We start from the raw sequence: 19,107 nt of genomic DNA, 5'->3' as shown, positions 1-19,107 counted from the left end.
CATGAAACCTGCAGTCGGCATACTTTCCTACTTTACCCGCCATGCGACGGTGGCGAACCTGCTTCTTGTCATTCTGGTGGCGCTTGGCATCGCGAGCTACCCGCAGATGCGAGCGCAGTTTTTTCCAGATGTAATCGTGGAAAGCGTCACAGTATCGACCACTTGGAAAGGTGCCGGTGCTGAAGACGTAGACACTGCCATCGTACAGGTGATGGAACCCTCGCTTCTGGCCGTGGATGGAGTTTCCAGTGTCAGCTCGCGCGCGTTTGAAGGTCGTGCCCGGATCGACATGGAATTTGAACCCGGCTGGGATGTCAACCAGGCCGCGGATGACATTCAGGTCGCTGTAGACGAGATTTCGGACCTGCCAGAGGATGCAGACACGCCACAAGTCCGGCGCGGAGCCTGGCGCGACAGTGTGACGGATGTAGTGATCTCGGGTCCAGTGGCCATCGAACAGCTTGGGCGTTTCGCCGATGAAATGGTGATCCGGCTGTTTGAACGCGGAGTGACGCGCACCACGATCCGGGGATTTGCCGCACCGCGCACGGTGGTTGAGGTGACATCGCTGTCACTGATCGAAAACGATGTGACCATGGCGCAAATTGCCCAAGTGATCGCTGGCGAAGTCACTGCAAACCCGGCAGGCAACGTATCGTCTGGTGCGGCGCGCGTGCGCACAGGCGACCCAAAGCGTAGCCCGGATGACATCGCATCGCTTGTATTGCGCGCCAACCCCGATGGGTCGAACCTGACCGTTGGGGACGTGGCGACCGTCCGCGTCGAGGGCGTGAACCGCAACCGATCCTATTTCGTGGGCGATAATCCCGCGATGGCATTGAATGTCTCACGCTCCGCCAAAGGGGATGCGATCGAGCTGCAAGAGATCGTCGAAGAGGTCCGGGCCGAAATGCTGCAAACCCTTCCTGAAGGGGTGGAGATGGAGCTGATGCGGACGCGATCCGCCTTAATTTCAGCGCGTCTAAAGATGCTGACCGAAAACGGTTTGCAAGGCTTGGGATTGGTGCTGCTTCTGCTATTCCTGTTCCTGAACGCGCGCACTGCCTTTTGGGTTGCCGCCGGATCCCCGTGGCGATGACCTCTGCCGTCTTTCTAATGTATATGGCCGGGCTCACGATCAACATGATCTCACTTTTTGCTCTGATCATCACGTTGGGGATTGTCGTTGATGACGCCATCGTCGTGGGTGAGCATGCTGATTTCCGGGCAAGACGGTTGGGGGAAAAGCCATTCACGGCTGCTGAAAACGCCGCCAAACGAATGTTCCCCCCTGTTTTCTCTGCCACTTTAACGACGATTATCGCCTTCTTCGGGCTGACCTCGATCGGGGGCCGATTTGGGGATCTGATCACGGACATCCCGTTTACAGTTATCGTGGTGCTAACTGCATCATTGATCGAATGCTTCCTGATCCTGCCGCATCACATGGCGCATGCGCTGACACATACCGCCAAGGAGCATTGGTATGACTGGCCATCGCGGCAAGTGAACAAAGGTTTCCGGTGGGTGCGCGACAAGGGGTTCCGCCCCTTCATGGCGTTGGTGATCAAGGCGCGTTACCCCGTGATTGCGGCAACGATCCTGATCTTGGCCAGTCAGGCCTCGATCTTCATTCGGGGGGATTTGACCTTCCGTTTCTTCAACGCACCTGAACGGTCTACAATCACTGCAAACTTCGCCATGGCCGAAGGTGCGACACGCACTGACACACGTGCCATGCTGGACAATGTGCAAAGCGCACTAGGACAGACTTCCACGCAATTCGAGGCAGAACACGGCGCTAGTCCTGTTGCTCATGCGCTGGCGCAGATTGGCGGGAATTCTGGCCGCGGTTTGTCGGGCGTAGACAACAAAGATGGTGACCTTCTGGGGGCAATCGTGATCGAGCTGATCGACGCTGATCTTCGCCCCTACTCAACTTTCGACGTTGTGTCCGCCCTTCAAGAAAACATCGAAAACCACCCGCTGCTTGAGGTTCTTTCCTTCAGGGGTGGCCGGTACGGGCCGGGGGGTGACAGCCTTGACGTTGACCTGTTTGGCACGACATCCGAGGCCTTGAAGGCCGCCGCAGAAGACCTGAAATCCCAGCTTATTCAGTATCCCGAAGTATCCGCGTTGGAAGACAGTCTAAGTTACGACAAAGAAGAGCTGGTTCTGGATCTGACCCCGCAGGGCAAGTCTTTGGGCTTCACAATTGACGATCTCAGCCGCGTTCTTCGCAACCGCCTGAATGGGGTCGAGGCAGCGACATATCCCGACGGAACACGATCCGCAGAAATCCGGGTTGAGATACCAGATGGGGAACGCTCGGCTGATTTTCTGGAACGTATGCAGCTGAGAACGCAGTCCGGAGCATATGTCAGCCTTGCCGATCTGGTGTCTGTTCAGGCGCGCACTGGGTTTGCCACGGTTCAGCGTGAAAATGGCATTCGAATGGTCAATGTCTCGGGCGAAGTCGCAGAGGATGATCCTGCACGCGCGGAAGAAATTCAGCGCACCATCGAAGATGAAATCTTGCCTGAATTGGCCGAGACCCATTCGATCGAATATCGCATTGGTGGGCTGGCCGAACAGCAAAAGGACTTCCTGAAGGATGCCCGCACAGGTCTGATCCTTGTGCTTTTGGGGATCTTCCTGACGCTGGCTTGGAATCTTCTCAAGCTGGACACGGCCGTTGGTGGTGATGTCGATCATCCCCTTCGGATTGGTCGGCGCAATCTTCGGGCATGTGCAATGGGGCGTTCCGCTTTCCATGTTCTCGGTCGTGGGGCTGATCGGGATGACGGGGATCATCATCAACGATTCAATTGTGTTGGTTACAACAATTGACGAATACGCCCGCGAGCGAGGGATCATTCCAGCAATCATCGAAGGCGCAGCAGATCGGCTTCGCGCGGTGATGTTGACCACCATGACGACCGTGCTGGGTCTAATGCCGTTGCTTTATGAACAATCCCGTCAGGCGCAGTTTTTGAAACCCACAGTGATTACACTGATCTACGGGCTTGGATTCGGGATGGTGCTGGTGCTGTTGATCGTACCGTCGCTGATCGCCATTCAGACGGATATCGGGAAGATGTTGGCGACCCTACGGCGTTTGTGGCACGGCCGAACCCGTAAAGCGGCAAGGCCCGCCGTCCTTGTGACCGGGTTGGCTGCGGGCGCTATGCTGATTGCCTTTGGACTGTCATTGGCGCTTTGGGGGGCCAACGGCGGCGCAATTTTGCGAGCGGTCCTGATTTGTGCGGGGATCGCCGCTGCCAGCATGGCGATGGCCGTGGCGCTGAACAGAAAAGCTTCAGGCGTTTAGTCGAACGTCCCCGTGACGCGGCCCAGCAGCATGAAAGCACGTGCCGTGCGGGTATCCGCCATCGCGGCCAAATCCGCATCCGAAGCGTTCTTTTCAAACTGCGCGAAGGTCTGATCAAAGCGGCGCAAAAAGTGATGCGCCGTATCGCGGAAGATCGGATCCTTGCGCATGCGCCCCGCAGTTAGTGCCAGCGACGATCGATCACGCACGCCACCAAGTGCCGCAACCCCTTTTCCGCGTTCACCCGCGGCGAACTTTCGCCAAATCTCGGGACGTGCACGGTCGGGGCGCAGATCATCCATATAGATCCCGTCTTGCGACATCAGGGTCAGAATATCCTGAGCGGCCTGAATCAAACCGGCGACCTGCCGATCCTCAAGGGCACGACGCAGGGCACGGAAACCCTCGGCGTCTTCGGCGTGCTCGGGAAAATGCATCGCGCGGATAAAGTCTTCGACCGACAGGGGCGGGGTCATATCTTCGGCGGGGGTGCCAAGCGCCAGGCTGGTCTGATCATCCGGGTTCTTAGAAGGCTGATCAGCACCAAGTGCCGGGGCAATCGGGGCTGGATGCGGATTGGTCAGGCTTGGCATGCCCGGACGGATCGACACAAAAGTTGCCAGCGCGGTTTCTGTCCGGCGCGACACCTTGGCGATCTCTTCCAGTTTCTGTTCAACCTTCGAGACTTGCATCCCGTTGCCACTGACGCCTTGCTGTTGTTGCAGATAGGCGGTGCGCATACCGTCAATGGCCGCTTTCAACCGCGCGCTTTCCTGCCGCATGATCCGCGCCGAGCGCATGGCGGCAACGGCCACCCAGATCATCGCTACAGGCATGGCGATCGCCACAACAACCATCACGAAACGAAGGGGGTTAAATACACCATCCGACGGACCTGTGCCCAACACGATGAAGAACATCGCGCAGGCGGCCACCCAAACCAAGGACAGCGCCAATCCGATCACTTCGGCCGTGCTTAGCGACGGCACTTCATTCAGAAAACCCAAGGGCGATGCCCCTTTGGGTTCTGGTTTGACGTGCTTGTGCTGGGGCTTGTCTGCCACGATCAGATCCAGTCGATGTTCAGGATTTCATATGCTTTCTCGCCACCCGGCGTGCGCACTTCAACGCTGTCGCCTTCTTCTTTGCCAATCAGGGCACGGGCAAGGGGTGACTTGATGTTCAGCTTGCCGCTTTCGATGTCCGCTTCCGGCTCGCCCACGATCTGATAAGTCTTTTCTTCATCCGTGTCTTCATCAACGATGGTCACGGTGGCCGAAAACTTGACAGTGCCGGACATGTTGGCCGGATCGATCACCTCAGCCAGCGACAAGATTCCCTCAAGCTCTTTGATGCGACCTTCGATAAATCCCTGCTTTTCCCGTGCGGAATGATACTCGGCGTTTTCTTTCAGATCGCCCAATTCACGTGCGGATGCGATCGCCTCGATAATAGCGGGGCGCTCAACAGACTTAAGCTGTTTCAACTCGTCATTCAGCGCGGTGTGGCCCGCGCGGGTCAAAGGTATCTTGTCCATCAAACCTGTTCATCTTTTGTCGCCACGCGCAGCAACAACGCTACGGGGTGGTGTTTTCATTGCGGCTCGGTCGTGTCGAAAATCTAGCAATCTGGCGCGATTTGCAACGCCATTGTTTGACGGCTTGATTGTATCCAAAATCGACACCCTTTTGATACAAATCCTGCGTGTCAGCGCAAACAGAGCCATAGTTCGGCAATTTTGTCGGAAACCTTACGTCCAAACGTCGCGTCTTGATTGACCCGCCTTCTGTGCCAAGCTAACGATCTTGCGAAACGGACTATCCGGGGAAAAGATTATGAGCGACATCGAACGCGAAAGCATGGAATACGACGTGGTCATCGTGGGCGCAGGCCCAGCAGGCCTGTCAGCGGCCATTCGCCTGAAACAACAGGATCCAGACCTAGAAGTCGTGGTTCTGGAAAAAGGGTCGGAAGTTGGTGCGCATATCCTATCCGGCGCAGTGCTGGACACATGCGGGCTTGATAAGCTGATCCCCGATTGGAAAGACAAAGGCGCGCCGATCAAGACCGAGGTCAAGAAAGACAACTTCCTTGTGCTTGGACCAGCAGGTCACATTCGTGTGCCAAACTGGCCGATGCCGCCGCTGATGAACAACCACGGCAACTACATCGTTTCGATGGCGAATGTCTGCCGATGGATGGCGGAACAGGCCGAGGCACTGGGCGTCGAGATCTTCCCCGGCATGGCCGCATCCGAGCTTGTTTACGGCGAAAACGGCGAAGTGAAGGGCGTTGTCGCTGGCGTCTTCGGCTTGGAAGAAGACGGATCGATCGGTGAAAACACCGAGCCGGGCATGGAATTGCACGGCAAATACGTCTTTATCTCGGAAGGTGTGCGCGGGTCTCTTGCGAAAGAGATCATCGGCAAATACGACCTTCAAGCCGGCCGCGATGTTCAGAAGTTTGGCCTTGGCATGAAAGAGGTCTGGGAGATCGATCCTGCCAAACACCGCGAAGGCACTGTGACCCACACGATGGGCTGGCCCTTGGGCAAAAATGCAGGTGGCGGTTCGTTCATCTATCACTTGGAAAACAACCAAGTCTTTGTCGGTTTCGTGGTTCACCTGAACTACAAGAACCCGCACCTCTACCCCTACATGGAATTCCAACGTTTCAAGCATCACCCCGAGATTACGAAGCTTCTGGAAGGCGGCAAACGCGTGGCTTACGGCGCGCGCGCGATCACCGAAGGTGGCTATCAGTCGATGCCGAAAGCATCGTTCCCTGGTGGCGCCCTACTGGGTTGCTCGGTCGGTCTGGTGAACGTGCCGCGCATCAAAGGCAACCACAACGCCATGCTGTCAGGCATCGCGGCGGCTGATGCGGCTGTGAAAGCCCTTAAGGCAGGTCGTTCGGGCGATGAGCTGAATGATTACGAAGAAGAACTGCGCACCGGTGAGGTCGCCAAAGACCTGAAGAAGGTTCGCAACGTGAAACCGCTGTGGTCGAAGTTTGGCCTGACGGCATCGCTGATGCTGGGCGGTGTGGACATGTGGGTCCAGTCGATCTTCAAGTTCTCGCCTTTCGGCACCGTGAAACACGGAAAGAACGATGCACAAGCCACAGGCAAAGCCGCCGATTACCCGGAAATCGACTATCCGAAACCCGATGGCAAGATCAGCTTTGATCGCCTGACCAACGTGTCTTTTGCGGCCACCAACCACGAGGAAAGCCAGCCTTGCCACCTGAAGCTGGGCAATCCGGACTTGCCGATCTCGGTCAATCTGCCCGAGTTCGCCGAACCCGCGCAGCGTTACTGCCCCGCAGGTGTCTATGAAGTGGTCGAGGAAGACGGCAAAGATTCACGCTTTGTGATCAACTTCCAGAACTGCGTGCATTGCAAAACCTGCGATATCAAAGACCCAAGCCAAAACATCACCTGGACGGTTCCGCAGGGTGGCGACGGGCCAAACTATCCGAACATGTGATCACGTGTGATCAACAATTCTACAATCGGGGGTGGCCATGTGCTGCCCCTCATTGTTTTCGACCGTCAGGCACACTAGGTTTCTGAAAACCTGCGGCGACAAAAGGAATCCCTGCCCTTGTTCAGCCTTAAGACTTCTGCGGTTCGCCGCTTTGCTATACCTACCCTTCTGGCCGCACACTGCGCCATGGGAACTGCTGCATATGCAGACAATGCGGCAGGGGCCTACCTTGCTGCACGGCATGCCGATCTGACCCGCAACTTTCCGGAAATGGTCGACTACGGTACGCGTGCCATTGCGGAAGATCCCGAAAACCTGGACGTCATGGAAGGCTTAATCGTGGCACAGATCGCGTTGGGCAAGCTGGACGATGCACTTCCCTATGCCCGGCGGCTAAATGCGGTGAGCGAAGACAACCAAATCGCAGCCTTGGTACTTCTAGGGGACGCCTTGGCCAACGATGATTGGGAAACAGCGACTGGACTGGTTGGAGATAAAGTTTCGATCGCACCGATAATTGACCAGATGATCCAAGCGTGGATCAGAATCGGTCAGGGCAAAATGTCCGATGCGCTGAAAATCTTTGAAACCCTCGGGGAAGACGACACAAGCCTAGGGTTCACCTTGTATCAAAAGGCCCTTGCTTTGGCGTATGTCGGGGATTTTGAAGGGGCAGCCAGTATCTTGGGTGGAGATGACGGCGAGCTTCACCTTAACCGTTCAGGTTTGTTTGCTCACGTCCAAGCCCTCAGCCAGAGTGATCGACAGGATGAAGCGCTCGAGCTGATTAAAAGCGCCCAATCCGGCATGACCGACCCCGAGGTCGATCAGATAATCGCAGATCTTGAAGCGGGTAGAACACTTGAGTTCAACATTATCCGGACCCCGCGTGACGGCATAGCTGAGCTGCTTTTCGCTGTTGCCGAAACCGTTGGCCCCGAGGGTGATCAAACCGGCATATTGCTATACAATCGCGTAGCCGAACATCTTGCACCGACCCACGCAGGTGTTTTGATACTCTCAGCTCAACTTCTTGAACAAATGGAGCACCTTGATCTGGCAATCGAGACCTATGGTCGTGTTCCACAGGACAATTTTGCTTATCAGCATGCCGCGCTTGGGCGGACAGATGTGCTGCGCCGTGCAGACCGGCTAGAAGAGGCGGCAGGAGAGCTGCGCACCCTAGCCGAGACCTTTCCTGACACGTTGCGTTTCCGTGTCGCGCTTGGTGACACCCTTATGCAGCAGGACCGCTTTTCCGAAGCACGCGATGCCTATGACCACGTCATCGATCGATTTGAAGTCGACTTGGCTGCGCAATGGCCGACCTATTTCCAACGCGCCATCGCGGCTCACAAGCTGAAAGATTGGACATCCGCCGAAGCTGACTTCCGCAAAGCGTTAGAACTGAGCCCCGAACAACCCACTGTCTTGAATTACTTGGGGTATTCGCTGGTGGAACGGCGCGAAAAAATGGACGAAGCGCTCGGCATGATCGAACGCGCCGTCGCAGCGCAACCAAACCGCGGGTACATCGTTGATAGTTTGGGCTGGGTTCTGTACCGCCTTGGACGTTATGGTGAAGCCGTTCAGAAAATGGAACGTGCGGTCGAACTTGAGCCGATTGATCCGATCCTGAATGACCATTTGGGGGACACCTTTTGGGCTGTTGGTCGCGAACGCGAGGCCGAGTTCCAATGGAGCCGCGCGCTGAGCTTCATCACAGACGACACCGATCTGACCGAAATCGATCCAGACCGCATCCGACGCAAGCTTGAAGTTGGGCTGGACGTGGTGTTGGACGAAGAAGGGGCCGACCCCCTACACGCCTCGGAATGAGCATTGCCAAGGTTTTCGCCCCTGCCAAGGTGAACCTAACCCTGCATGTGACCGGGCAGAGGAAGGATGGGTATCACCTTCTGGACAGCCTTGTCGTGTTTGCCGATGTTGGTGACCGCATTACTGTCATGCCTGCCGCGCAAAACCGTCTGGAAGTGATTGGCCCACGTGCCGAAGGCGTCCCAACGGACGGAAGCAACCTTGTCGCACGCGCTGCGGATCTGTTTGGCGTTCCCGTACACATAATCCTGTCGAAACACCTGCCCGCCGCTGCGGGGATCGGGGGCGGAAGTTCGGATGCGGCCGCAACGATTCTGGCACTATCAGATATCGTCGGAGACACCCGGCTTCCCGAAGGAGTGGCTGAGCTTGGGGCAGATGTCCGCGTGTGTTTACTAAGGCAAGCGGCCCGCATGAAAGGGATTGGCGACGATGTTGTGCCTTGCCCCGGCTTGCCCCCTTTGTTCGCGGTTTTGGCAAATCCTGGCGTTGACGTCCCAACGCCCAGCGTTTTCAAGGCACTTGAAAACAAACAAAACTCACCGATGCCTAAGAAGTTGCCTCAGGGCCTGAAAACGGCGGCTTTCATCAACTGGTTGTCCACACAACGAAATGATCTGGAAGCCCCAGCCATCGCGTGCGCGCCAGTGATACAAGATGTGTTAACCGCATTGTCTGCTTTGAACGGCACACGCCTTGCACGCATGTCGGGTTCAGGGGCGACCTGCTTTGCCCTGTTCGAAACCGAAGCTGAGGCAAAAATCGCCGCGCAATTGCTGTCACAATCCCACCCGGATTGGTGGGTGGAAGCAGCAAAGCTGCAGTAAGCTTTTCTATTAAGCGCTGGAAGAGCTTCCCCTGAACAACCCAATGGGTCAGTTAAGGCGCGCCACAACGTAATCTGCGATGTCATGCAGCATATGGCGGATGGGTGCATCTGGCAGAGCGGTCAACGCAGCTTTGGCCTTGTCAGCCCAAGCGATGGCCTCGGCCCGCGTATCCTTAAGCGCGCCGTGTTTGTTCAAAAGCACCAACGCGTGTTCCAGATCGCCCTCTTCCTGCCGACCCTTTTCGATCGTGCGGACCCAGAAGGCGCGTTCTTCGTCATCAGCCTTTGCAACAGCTTTGATCAATGGAAGTGTCAGCTTGCGTTCACGGAAATCGTCGCCGATGTTTTTGCCTGTGGCATCACCGCCCCAGTAATCCAGCAGATCATCAACAATCTGGAATGAAATACCCAACGCATCGCCGTAATCGAACAAAGCCTTCACCTGTTCGGGGGGGGCATCAGCGATCACACCACCTACTTCAGTCGCCGCAGAGAACAGCGCGGCTGTTTTGCCACGTACTACTTGACGGTAGACATCCTCGTCCGTGGCCAAGTCCTGCGCTGCGGTCAGCTGAAGCACTTCGCCTTCTGCAATAGTTGCCGACGCGTTTGAAAGAATGCGCAGCACATCAAGTGACCCGGTATCGGTCATCAACTGGAACGAACGCGAGAATAGGTAGTCGCCCACCAGAACGCTTGATTTGTTATCCCACAAAAGATTTGCCGTCGGGCGCCCACGTCGTTGGGCGCTTTCATCGACCACGTCATCATGTAGCAGCGTTGCGGTGTGAATAAACTCAACAGTGGCTGCCAGATGGATGTGATACGGACCGTCATAGCCACATAGCCGGGCAGCCGCCAAGGTCAGCATCGGGCGCAGACGTTTCCCGCCCGCATCAACCAAATGTGCCGTAACCTCGGGAATACGGGGGGCGTGTTTCGACACCATCCGTTCGCGAATCAGCGTGTTCACAGCCTCCAGATCGTCGGCCAAATGTTGGCCCAAACGCTCATGGGGTTTATGTGCAGCTTCGATCAGCATCTTCACCTTCCCGTCAACCGGCTCGACAAATGGGCGAGGTTGCCCTTATGTCCGAAAGCATGAAAGAGCTTCTCAGGACCACGGATCCAACCATGATCCCCTTCGTAACCGCCCTTCTTACAGGCGAGGATATAGCTTGCTTTGCAATGGACGTCCATATGAGTGCGCTGGAAGGAAGCATTGGCATATTGCCGCGCCGCCTCATGGTACGTGATCAAGATTTGTTCATGGCGCAAGCGATCCTACGCGACCATGACATCGCATTTGAAAGCTAGGGAAGCCGATGGCGCATGATGGCCTGACACAGGATGATTTTCTAGGTGGACAGCTTGTGCTGTCTCAACCCAAGGACGGATACCGCGCAGGCGTGGATCCGGTTTTTCTGGCCAGTGCTGTACCCGCCAGTTCAGGGCAATCGGTGCTAGAGCTGGGCTGTGGAGTAGGCGCAGCGTCCTTGTGTCTGGGAACGCGGGTGCCGGGTTTGGAATTGCACGGGATCGAGCGACAGGCCAGCTATGCTGACCTTGCACGAAAGAATGCCGAGACAAACGAAGTGCCAATGACCGTCCATGTTGGGGATTTGGAGCAGATGCCCGAAGCCCTTCGCGCGCTCAACTTCGATCACGTGATCATGAACCCACCCTATTTTGATCGGTCGCGCGGCAGCATGTCTCCGGATGAAACACGTGAACAAGCGCTGGGGGAAGAGACGCCACTGTCAGTCTGGATTGATCAAGCCACACGCCGATTGAAGCCACGCGGGTTTCTGACTCTAATCCAGTCCGCCGAACGACTGCCGGATGTGTTGAAAGCGCTTGATGATCGTTTGGGCTCGGTCATCATTCAGCCTCTGTCACCTCGTAAGGGACGTCCTGCCAAGTTGGTTTTGATGCAAGCCCGTAAAGGCGGTCGCGGCGCATTTCGATTGGCTGCCCCGTTGATCTTGCACGAAGGGGACGAACATCCCGCGGACCGTGATCATTATACCAAGACAGTGCAGTCCATTTTGCGCGACGGGGCTAAGCTGCCCTTGAACTAAAGGGCGACGTCGCAAGGTTTGGTAAGGTGCGATCAACCACAGTGGCAATTCCCCGCAAAGTTTCACAACGTTTTCGTGACAACCCGATAAATATGTGGTGCACTCCTAGTATTCATTAAACCCATAGGAGGATCGCCATGAGCATGAGTTCGCATCTTGAAGAGCTGCGCAGGAAACACGAGGTCCTATCGGAGAAAGTGGAAGCCATCCAGCGCGCGCCCGGCACAAGCGATGCCGAGATTACCGAACTGAAAAAGCAAAAGCTTAAGCTCAAGGAAGAAATCGAACGCCTGACTGAAGCCTGACGCTATCGGCCGGGTCAGGTCTGTTCAGATGAACCAGCGCTGGCCCGCGCCGCCATCAAAGCGCCTGCCGTGATCAGCAGGCCTGCGATCAACAAAGACGGGTGCGGCTCTGCAATACCCGCGATGATCAGCACTAGCGTGGACAAAAGGGGCGCCCCATAACTGGCGACGCCCAACAATTGTATGTCGCCACGCTTCACCCCCACATCCCACACATAAAAAGCAAGCCCAACCGGACCCAGGCCAAGTCCTGCGACCGACGCCCAGCCAAGTGCGCCGTTGGGCCAGACTGTGTCTTCCCAGATCAAATGCGCAACCGTGGAAAGCGCCGCGGTCAGCAGGCAGAACACCACAACAGACGCGGTTGGCGTGTTGCCCAAGCGACGCGAAAGGACCGAATAGCCCGACCACGTCAGCGCACATAAAAATGCCAGCCCGAAACCGGGCAACGCACTGACATCAAAGCCCTTCGCACCCCCCAACACAATCAACGCGGCCCCTAGGAACGAAACCAGTGCTCCGATCACATGCATTGGGCGAAGGCTTTCCCCGGGAAGCAATCCCGAGAACAGCACGATGAACAAAGGCCACAGATAGGCGATGAGGCCCGCCTCGGCAGCGGGTGCCATGCGCAGGGCTGAGAAGTAGAGTGCGTGATAGCCAAAAAGACCCAATGTCCCGAACGCATAGACCCGCCAGCTGATCGTGCGAAGGATGCCAAGCCCTTCGGTCGAGGTAATCCATCCCACACCAAGCGCGCCGCCAATCAAAAAGGCCATCGCAGAAAGCTGGAATGGGGGCACGGGGGCCGTGCCGACCGTAAACAGCGCGAGCAAAGACCACAGAAGCACCGCGATGAACCCGACGAATGTGGCTGTTTTTCGCGTCATTTGGTTCCCTCGGGCGGAATGATTTTCAAACCTTCGGACACATGCGTGTTCTTTTCGATCTCAGCAAGCACCCAGTCACGAAATGCTGCAATCGCCGGACGGCTTTCCTGACCGTTTCGGCACAGAAACCTAAACCGCGCCTTTGTTGACAGGGCAAGGCCGTAGGGTGCAACAAGACGCCCTTCAGCCAGATATTTAATGACGAAAGCACGACGCCCCAGCACAATCCCCACCCCGGCCATGGCGGCGTCCAGCGCGTGATCCGGCTGGGAAAACACAGACTTGATACGCGGGGTGCCCTTTACCCCTGCAGCGCGCAACCATGCAGGCCAATCGCATGGTGGGTTCAAGAAGTCATCTGACGTGTTGTGGATCAATGGGGCCGACAACAGGTCTTTTGGATCGGGATATTTCTCAGCCATCGAAGGCAACATGACGGGGGTTAGCCATTCACTTGCAAGCGGATGAGAATACAGCCCGTCATCTGGACCATAGCCAAATCGGATGGCCACATCGACTTCGTCCCGGTTCAAATCAACGAATTTCAAACCTGCGGCAAATCGCAGCTCGATCTCGGGATGATCCTGCGCGAAGGCATAAAGACGCGGCGCAAGCCATTTGGATGTGAATGCGGGGCCGGCAGTTACGGTAAGAGTGTTGCTGTCCAGACTGCGCCGCGCCGCACGCCATGCGGTTGTGAGGGTCTCGAAGCCATCTGCTGTGCCAGGGGCCAAGATACGTCCAGCTTCCGTTAGCTCAACCGCGCGATTTAATCGGTGAAACAGAGGGGCACCAAAGTGATCTTCAAGCGACTTAATCTGAAACGACAAAGCCGCAGGGGTCACATTCAGTTCAGCCGCAGCTTTCTGAAACGACATGTGGCGTGCTGCGGCATCAAATGCACGTAGCGCTGTCAGTGGGGGCAAACGATCGCTCATTTCAGTTAAGTATCACTTGCCTGAAGCCTTTGAAAGTCTCGTTTGTCTGTTGGCAATCAATAGACCACATTCAATACAGGCAAACATAGCTTAACAGGAGTAAAGCCATGCTGGAAACAGCCACCACACAACCAGATCAGCGCGCAGCCTTTGATCGTGCGCACGCGGAACGAGCTCAGGCATTCAAGCATGCCACGATGTGGGTTCGCGGTTTTTTGGTTGGCTTGATTCCCAAGCCACAAACAAAAAGGGCTGACCAAACAGGCCAGCCCTTGAATTGTGATTGTCCTGCGTGATCAGACGAAGAACTGCGCACCATTGGCTGAGATGGTTGAGCCGTTGATGAAGCCCGCATCGTCAGACGCAAGGAATGCTACGCAGCGTGCAATCTCTTCCGGCTCACCCAGACGTCCCGCAGGGATACCTGCCACAATCGAATCACGTACTTTTTCCGGGATTGCCATAACCATTTCAGTCGCGATATAGCCCGGGCAGATTGCGTTGGCGGTGATGCCAGCGCGCGCACCTTCTTGAGCCAACGACTTCACGATGCCCAGATCGCCCGCTTTGGTCGCAGCATAGTTTACCTGAGCAAACTGACCTTTCTGACCATTGATCGAGCTGATCACAATGATACGGCCGAACTTGCGTTCGCGCATGCCGGGCCAGATCGGGTGAACAGTGTTGAACACGCCAGTCAGGTTGGTGTCGATCACCTCTTGCCACTGTCCGGGGGTCATTTTGTGGAACGGGGCGTCACGGGTGATGCCAGCATTCGCAACAACCACGTCGACTGGGCCAAGGTCTGCTTCGACCTGCGCAATACCAGCTTGGCTTTCCTCATAGCTGCCAACATTCCACTTGTAGGTTTTGATGCCGGTTTCGGCTGTGAAGGCTGCGGCTTTCTCTTCATTGCCGGCATAGGTCGCTGCGACCTCGTATCCTTCTGCCTTCAACTTTTTCGAAATTGATGCGCCAATCCCGCGCGATCCTCCGGTGACAAGTGCTACTCGGGCCATGTATTCCTCCATCTCGAATCTTTGGGTCTGAAACTCTATTACATTTTCAATATACCCTGCGCAATATTATTGCGCAAACATTTTGCCGCAATGCAGAGTTTATTTTGCAACTGCAACAAGATCGCGACAAAAATCATAACAAAAAAGGCGCCCGAAGGCGCCTTTTTGATCGATATCTGCGAACTTAGGGACGCTCAAGGCACATGGCCACGCCCATGCCGCCACCAATGCAAAGGGTCGCCAGACCCTTCTTGGCGTCGCGACGCTTCATCTCAAACAACAGCGTGTTCAGGATACGGCAACCAGAAGCGCCAATAGGGTGACCAATGGCGATGGCGCCGCCGTTCACGTTCACCACTTCCGGGTTCCAATCCATGTCCTTGTTCACCGCGCAGGCCTGTGCGGCGAAGGCTTCGTTGGCTTCAACAAGATTCCAGGATCCTGAGCTTTCCAGCCAGCCTTATCCAAGGCTTTACCCGATGCGTGGATCGGGCCAACGCCCATGATCGACGGGTCGAGACCGGCGGTGGCGTAGGACGCGATGCGCGCCAACGGTTCCAGCCCGCGTTTCTCGGCTTCATCTGCGCTCATCAGCAGCACGGCAGCAGCGCCATCGTTGATGCCCGAAGCGTTGGCTGCGGTGACCGAGCCGTCCTTGGCGAAGGCTGGGCGCAGCTTCTGCATGGCTTCCATTGTGGCGCCGTGCCGGATGTATTCGTCTTGGTCCACAACGGTCTCACCCTTACGGGTTTTAACAACAAACGGCATGATCTCATCCGCGAACTTGCCAGCTTTCTGCGCAGCTTCCGCCTTATTTTGCGAGGCTACGGCAAATTCATCCTGCATCTCACGCGTGATCTGCCATTGTTCGGCCACGTTCTCGGCGGTCTGGCCCATGTGGTAGCCGTTGAACGCATCCCACAGGCCGTCTTTGATCATGCAGTCGATAAACTTCATGTCACCCATTTTGTGCCCAGCGCGCAGGTGCGCGACATGGGGGCTGAGCGTCATGTTTTCCTGTCCACCGGCCGCAACGATTGCGGCGTCACCGAGCTGAACATGCTGTGCGCCCAGCGCGACAGTGCGCAGACCCGAACCACACACTTGGTTGATACCCCAAGCCGATGCTTCTTTGGCATAGCCCGCATTGATATGAGCCTGACGTGCCGGGTTCTGACCCTGTCCGGCCTGAAGCACCTGACCCAATATGGTCTCGCTGACCTCGGACGGGTCGATACCAGCACGGGCGACGATTTCGGCCAAAACAGCGGCACCCAGATCATGGGCCGGGGTGTTTGAAAACGCTCCCGAGAAACTGCCGACTGCGGTCCGTGCAGCCGATACGATTACGACATTGGTCATGATGCTTCCTTTTCCTCCAGACTGACGAGCTGCAGTAACCCGGGCGCTTCGGATGTTTCCGAAACGGCCGATTTACCGCAAGTTCATTGCTGGGCGCATCCTGTGCTGCATTGCAGAGAAAATCAAGCTTGGAGAGTGAGCCAACCCATTTCAGGGACCTAAGCCGCGGTCCGCCAATAGGGATCAAGCGTCGGAACACCGAAGTAGTAACCCTGCATGCAATCGACCCCGATCTGGGTCAAAAACGCTGCGTCCTCGGCGGTCTCAACGCTTTCGGCAACGGTGAACATGTCGAAATGTCGTGCGACCGACACCAAGGCCTGAGTAAGTATTTGATTGTCAGGATCACGATGGATTCCACGAACAAATTCGCCGTCGATCTTGATGATGTCGAAATAGAAATCCTTGAGATATTTGAATGACGTATAGCCTGCCCCAAAGTCATCAAGGGCAAAGCTGATCCCATGCCCCTGCATCTCAGCCATGAAGACCTGAACCAGCTCTGGCATGGTAATCGCTGTTCGCTCTGTGATCTCAAGAATAAGGCGCTCCCCTAGATGCGGGTCATCTTCCAGCCCGCGCTCAAGCACCTTCTTCCAACCGGGATATCCGATTGAACGGGCGGACATGTTAATGGACAGACGCAGGTTCGGTTCAGCCTGCAAAGCCTCAAGCCCCTTTTCCAGCGCCAAAGCATCCAAAATGCGCCCAAGCTCCTGATCCTCGACGGCACCAATAAAGTCTTTTGCGGGAATCACTCGGCCATTGCGATCAAGAACCCGAACCAGTCCTTCGAAGAACGCGCGGCGATCGGGTTGAGTGGTTTGAACCACTGGCTGAAACGCAAGCCTGACTCGTTTTTTGCGCAGTGCTTCGCGGACAAGACTGATTGCGTCTTTATCCTGAATCCCTAAGGCCGAGCTTAGGGGATCGCCCGCCGGGCCGGTGCCGGTATCGTCCGCTTGTTCGTCTGGTGATGTTTTGTTTTTGAAGTTAAACATAGCCTCGCCTTTGCTGCCACGGGTCCATGAGTGGCGATTCTATGCTAACGACAGGTAAACTAAATAAATTGCCTAAATTTCGATGGGATTGCCCTTTATGACCTCTTCCTCGCGCACAGAACCTGACCTTCGCAGCTGCCCCTGGCATTCATCCGAACCAATATATCAGGAATATCATGACCTTGAGTGGGGCGTACCCGAATGGGATGGGCGTGCGCTTTGGGAGAAGCTGATTCTTGACGGATTTCAAGCCGGGCTAAGCTGGCTCACAATCCTTAAAAAGCGAGACAACTTTCGGGCAGCTTTCGAGGGCTTCGATCCAGAACGTATCGCAACTTGGGGCGACGCCGAGGTTGAGCGTCTGCTTCTGGATAAGGGCATTATTCGCCACCGCGGCAAAATCGCTGCCACCATCACCAATGCACAGGCTTATCTCGATATCTGGGCGGGGCCGATGCGTTTCGTGATATGATGTGGGGGTATGTCGACGGGGCGCCTTTGAATGGCAAGTACAAGACACAGGCGGACGTGCCCACCATGTCCCCGTTGTCCACGCAGATTTCAAAAGACCTGAAGAAAGCAGGATTCAAGTTTTGCGGCCCGACCATCGTCTATGCATGGATGGAAGCCTGCGGGCTTTTCAACAACCATCTGATCAGTTGCCACCGCCACGATCAGGTTTAACGAAGTCCCGCCAGCAATTGGACACTGGGCACGCCGGTCACTGACATCCCCTGAGATTGCTCATAGGCGCGAATGGCTGCACGACCTTTTTCGCCGATGACACCATCGGGCCGCCCTGCTTTGAACCCAAGGTCATTCAATCGCTTTTGCAAAGCTTGTCGTTCCTTGGTGCTCATGCCCCACGGTTTTTTGGGATAGTCTGCCTGTATCGCACGACCGCCAGCCAAACGATCAGATAAGTGTCCCACTCCAATCACGTAGCTGTCCGCATAATTGTAGGTTTTCAGCACATGAAAGTTCTGGAATATCATGAAGACGGGGCCAGAGGGACCTGCTGGCAAAATCAACGCGCCGCTTTCGGACCCAGAAAAAGCACGTCCCTTCACATCCATAACGCCCAGCTTCCCCCAGTCGCGCAAACGGCGTGTGAAAACCCGACCTGTCAGCGCCAGATCAAACCCCTTCGGCAACCGAACCTCGATCGCCCAGGGCTGACCTTGCTGCCATCCCTTTGTCTGTAAATAGGCGGCGGTAGAGGCTAGCGCGTCCGTCGGATCATCCGACCAGATGTCACGCGCACCGTCCCGGTTAAAATCCTCGGCATGGAGCAAATAAGAGCTGGGCATAAACTGTGTATGCCCCATTGCGCCAGCGTATGATCCTTTCATACGCGACGGGGAAACATCGCCTGAAGACAGGTGATCTGAAGCGCGGCAATAAGCTCGGATTCGAACAAGTCCCGGCGGCGGCCTTCATAGGCAAGTGTCGCCAATGTGGACAGCACAGGAGTAGAGTCCACGCACCGCGCCAAAGCTGCTTTCCATACCCCAGATCGCAACGATGATTTCCTTCGGGACGCCATACTGACGCTCGATCTTCTTCAAAAGCGTCGGGTAACGCGAAAGAACCTTCTGTCCACCCTTAATACGCTGAGGGGACGCGGCCGAACTGATATAGTCCTGTAAACTGCGCGAGGTTTCAGCCGGGCGGCGGTCAGATTTGATCACCGAAGACAAGTACTTCGCCTTACCCAACGCCTTCAGTGCCTCATTACTAGCCCCCGCAGCTTGGGCCTTAGCAGAAAATTCTGTCAGCCATCGGTTAAAACCACTGTCAGCCAAAAGCCTGCTTGGCGCCAAAGTGGCGGCGGCCATCAAAGTCATGGCCATCCTGCGATCAAATCGGGCAGATGATCGGGGCATGTGGGCTCCTGTTCACGGCTATTCGCGCAGGTCACTCTAAGGACCGGGCGGCGTAGCTCAAAGCCAAACTACTGGGATCGGCAAATCCACGCCGTGTCGGGGCAATTGCACCCATCCGTCGGGCCGCGTATAGCATGC

The 19,107-nt window shown here is 56.1% G+C and carries 16 protein-coding genes and 3 pseudogenes; 8 read left to right on the top strand and 11 right to left on the bottom strand.

Annotated elements, in window-relative coordinates:
• Window position 1 precedes the first annotated feature (1 nt).
• Window positions 2–3,331 (top strand): annotated as a pseudogene (locus AC0L6A_RS03400) (efflux RND transporter permease subunit).
• On the opposite strand, the gene AC0L6A_RS03395 reads toward AC0L6A_RS03400, so the two are convergent.
• Together AC0L6A_RS03395 and greA are read right to left on the bottom strand one after the other, a co-directional pair.
• On the bottom strand, window positions 3,328–4,395 hold the full coding sequence (locus tag AC0L6A_RS03395; RefSeq protein WP_473292207.1) for a hypothetical protein: 1,068 nt from the start codon (window positions 4,393–4,395) through the stop codon (window positions 3,328–3,330). The pseudogene AC0L6A_RS03400 and the gene AC0L6A_RS03395 sit on opposite strands and share 4 nt — an antisense overlap.
• A gap of 2 nt (window positions 4,396–4,397) precedes the next feature.
• Window positions 4,398–4,868: a transcription elongation factor GreA gene (greA, locus tag AC0L6A_RS03390; RefSeq protein ID WP_246928066.1), complete on the bottom strand. Its 471-nt coding sequence runs from the start codon at window positions 4,866–4,868 to the stop codon at window positions 4,398–4,400.
• A 298-nt stretch (window positions 4,869–5,166) separates the two neighbouring features.
• Here greA and AC0L6A_RS03385 point away from each other — a divergent pair, with 298 nt between their 5' ends.
• The 3 genes from AC0L6A_RS03385 (at window position 5,167) to AC0L6A_RS03375 (ending at window position 9,485) form a co-directional block, all read left to right on the top strand.
• Entirely contained in the window at window positions 5,167–6,819 is a 1,653-nt protein-coding gene (locus AC0L6A_RS03385; RefSeq protein WP_473292206.1) for an electron transfer flavoprotein-ubiquinone oxidoreductase, read from the top strand.
• A 186-nt stretch (window positions 6,820–7,005) separates the two neighbouring features.
• On the top strand, window positions 7,006–8,658 hold the full coding sequence (locus AC0L6A_RS03380; protein WP_473292205.1) for a tetratricopeptide repeat protein: 1,653 nt from the start codon (window positions 7,006–7,008) through the stop codon (window positions 8,656–8,658).
• The gene (locus tag AC0L6A_RS03375; protein ID WP_473292203.1) at window positions 8,655–9,485 is read left to right on the top strand and encodes a 4-(cytidine 5'-diphospho)-2-C-methyl-D-erythritol kinase; all 831 of its coding nucleotides are present in this window, start codon (window positions 8,655–8,657) and stop codon (window positions 9,483–9,485) included. The genes AC0L6A_RS03380 and AC0L6A_RS03375 overlap by 4 nt, the downstream gene beginning before the upstream one ends.
• A gap of 48 nt (window positions 9,486–9,533) precedes the next feature.
• Here the strand turns inward: AC0L6A_RS03375 and AC0L6A_RS03370 are convergent, their stop codons facing one another.
• Window positions 9,534–10,529, bottom strand: coding sequence for a polyprenyl synthetase family protein (locus AC0L6A_RS03370; RefSeq protein WP_473292202.1), 996 nt, complete (start codon window positions 10,527–10,529; stop codon window positions 9,534–9,536).
• 59 nt (window positions 10,530–10,588) lie between these two features.
• Between AC0L6A_RS03370 and AC0L6A_RS03365 the strand changes: the two genes are divergently transcribed.
• The 3 genes from AC0L6A_RS03365 (at window position 10,589) to AC0L6A_RS03355 (ending at window position 11,873) form a co-directional block, all read left to right on the top strand.
• Window positions 10,589–10,804, top strand: coding sequence for a putative signal transducing protein (locus tag AC0L6A_RS03365; protein WP_246928071.1), 216 nt, complete (start codon window positions 10,589–10,591; stop codon window positions 10,802–10,804).
• A gap of 8 nt (window positions 10,805–10,812) precedes the next feature.
• A complete protein-coding gene (locus AC0L6A_RS03360) occupies window positions 10,813–11,568 on the top strand; it encodes a tRNA1(Val) (adenine(37)-N6)-methyltransferase (RefSeq protein ID WP_473292201.1) in 756 nt (251 codons plus the stop codon).
• Between the two features lie 137 nt (window positions 11,569–11,705).
• Complete coding sequence (locus AC0L6A_RS03355; protein WP_246933625.1) at window positions 11,706–11,873, top strand: DUF465 domain-containing protein; 168 nt, start codon at window positions 11,706–11,708, stop codon at window positions 11,871–11,873.
• A gap of 14 nt (window positions 11,874–11,887) precedes the next feature.
• On the opposite strand, the gene yddG is transcribed toward AC0L6A_RS03355, so the two are convergent.
• The 5 genes and pseudogenes from yddG to AC0L6A_RS03330 all read right to left on the bottom strand — a co-directional run bounded on the left by yddG (window position 11,888) and on the right by AC0L6A_RS03330 (window position 17,083).
• Window positions 11,888–12,763 (bottom strand): aromatic amino acid exporter YddG, encoded by an 876-nt coding sequence (gene yddG, locus AC0L6A_RS03350; protein WP_473292199.1) that lies wholly within the window; start codon window positions 12,761–12,763, stop codon window positions 11,888–11,890.
• Window positions 12,760–13,701, bottom strand: coding sequence for a transcriptional regulator GcvA (locus tag AC0L6A_RS03345; protein ID WP_473292197.1), 942 nt, complete (start codon window positions 13,699–13,701; stop codon window positions 12,760–12,762). Before AC0L6A_RS03345 ends, yddG begins: the two co-directional genes overlap by 4 nt.
• 296 nt (window positions 13,702–13,997) lie before the next feature.
• Complete coding sequence (gene phbB / locus AC0L6A_RS03340) at window positions 13,998–14,720, bottom strand: acetoacetyl-CoA reductase (RefSeq protein ID WP_473292195.1); 723 nt, start codon at window positions 14,718–14,720, stop codon at window positions 13,998–14,000.
• A 184-nt stretch (window positions 14,721–14,904) separates the two neighbouring features.
• Window positions 14,905–16,082 (bottom strand): annotated as a pseudogene (locus AC0L6A_RS03335) (acetyl-CoA C-acetyltransferase).
• A 158-nt stretch (window positions 16,083–16,240) separates the two neighbouring features.
• Window positions 16,241–17,083 carry an EAL domain-containing protein gene (locus AC0L6A_RS03330; protein WP_473292194.1) on the bottom strand — a complete coding sequence of 281 codons (843 nt, stop codon included), beginning with the start codon at window positions 17,081–17,083 and terminating at the stop codon, window positions 16,241–16,243.
• Window positions 17,084–17,180: 97 nt separating this feature from the next.
• Between AC0L6A_RS03330 and AC0L6A_RS03325 the strand changes: the two are divergent.
• Window positions 17,181–17,767 (top strand): annotated as a pseudogene (locus AC0L6A_RS03325) (DNA-3-methyladenine glycosylase I).
• Here the strand turns inward: AC0L6A_RS03325 and AC0L6A_RS03320 are convergent.
• From AC0L6A_RS03320 to AC0L6A_RS03310, 3 genes are read right to left on the bottom strand one after another with little or no spacing between them, the layout of a single operon-like run.
• Window positions 17,764–18,435 (bottom strand): lytic murein transglycosylase, encoded by a 672-nt coding sequence (locus tag AC0L6A_RS03320; protein WP_473292192.1) that lies wholly within the window; start codon window positions 18,433–18,435, stop codon window positions 17,764–17,766. The pseudogene AC0L6A_RS03325 and the gene AC0L6A_RS03320 overlap by 4 nt on opposite strands.
• The gene (locus AC0L6A_RS03315) at window positions 18,432–18,551 is read right to left on the bottom strand and encodes a lytic murein transglycosylase (RefSeq protein WP_473292191.1); all 120 of its coding nucleotides are present in this window, start codon (window positions 18,549–18,551) and stop codon (window positions 18,432–18,434) included. Before AC0L6A_RS03315 ends, AC0L6A_RS03320 begins: the two co-directional genes overlap by 4 nt.
• Window positions 18,520–18,969, bottom strand: a complete 450-nt coding sequence (locus tag AC0L6A_RS03310) for a lytic murein transglycosylase (RefSeq protein WP_473292189.1) — start codon at window positions 18,967–18,969, stop codon at window positions 18,520–18,522. The genes AC0L6A_RS03315 and AC0L6A_RS03310 overlap by 32 nt, the downstream gene beginning before the upstream one ends.
• Window positions 18,970–19,107 lie beyond the last annotated feature (138 nt).

The sequence above is a fragment of the Aliiroseovarius sp. D2-2 genome, assembly GCF_055809455.1.
Note: the sequence above shows the minus strand (reverse complement) of the source record. Positions and strands in the feature narration are given on the sequence as shown.

Bases quoted from the DNA above. Each gene is read 5' to 3' on its own strand.
- phbB (WP_473292195.1), bottom strand. From the start codon at position 14,720: ATGGCCCGAGTAGCACTTGTCACCGGAGGATCGCGCGGGATTGGCGCA.
- AC0L6A_RS03365 (WP_246928071.1), top strand. From the start codon at position 10,589: ATGAAAGAGCTTCTCAGGACCACGGATCCAACCATGATCCCCTTCGTA.
- AC0L6A_RS03380 (WP_473292205.1), top strand. From the start codon at position 7,006: ATGGGAACTGCTGCATATGCAGACAATGCGGCAGGGGCCTACCTTGCT.
- AC0L6A_RS03370 (WP_473292202.1), bottom strand. From the start codon at position 10,529: ATGCTGATCGAAGCTGCACATAAACCCCATGAGCGTTTGGGCCAACAT.
- AC0L6A_RS03330 (WP_473292194.1), bottom strand. From the start codon at position 17,083: ATGTTTAACTTCAAAAACAAAACATCACCAGACGAACAAGCGGACGAT.
- AC0L6A_RS03375 (WP_473292203.1), top strand. From the start codon at position 8,655: ATGAGCATTGCCAAGGTTTTCGCCCCTGCCAAGGTGAACCTAACCCTG.
- AC0L6A_RS03385 (WP_473292206.1), top strand. From the start codon at position 5,167: ATGAGCGACATCGAACGCGAAAGCATGGAATACGACGTGGTCATCGTG.
- greA (WP_246928066.1), bottom strand. From the start codon at position 4,868: ATGGACAAGATACCTTTGACCCGCGCGGGCCACACCGCGCTGAATGAC.
- AC0L6A_RS03320 (WP_473292192.1), bottom strand. From the start codon at position 18,435: ATGAAAGGATCATACGCTGGCGCAATGGGGCATACACAGTTTATGCCC.
- AC0L6A_RS03345 (WP_473292197.1), bottom strand. From the start codon at position 13,701: ATGAGCGATCGTTTGCCCCCACTGACAGCGCTACGTGCATTTGATGCC.
- AC0L6A_RS03360 (WP_473292201.1), top strand. From the start codon at position 10,813: ATGGCGCATGATGGCCTGACACAGGATGATTTTCTAGGTGGACAGCTT.
- yddG (WP_473292199.1), bottom strand. From the start codon at position 12,763: ATGACGCGAAAAACAGCCACATTCGTCGGGTTCATCGCGGTGCTTCTG.
- AC0L6A_RS03355 (WP_246933625.1), top strand. From the start codon at position 11,706: ATGAGCATGAGTTCGCATCTTGAAGAGCTGCGCAGGAAACACGAGGTC.
- AC0L6A_RS03310 (WP_473292189.1), bottom strand. From the start codon at position 18,969: ATGCCCCGATCATCTGCCCGATTTGATCGCAGGATGGCCATGACTTTG.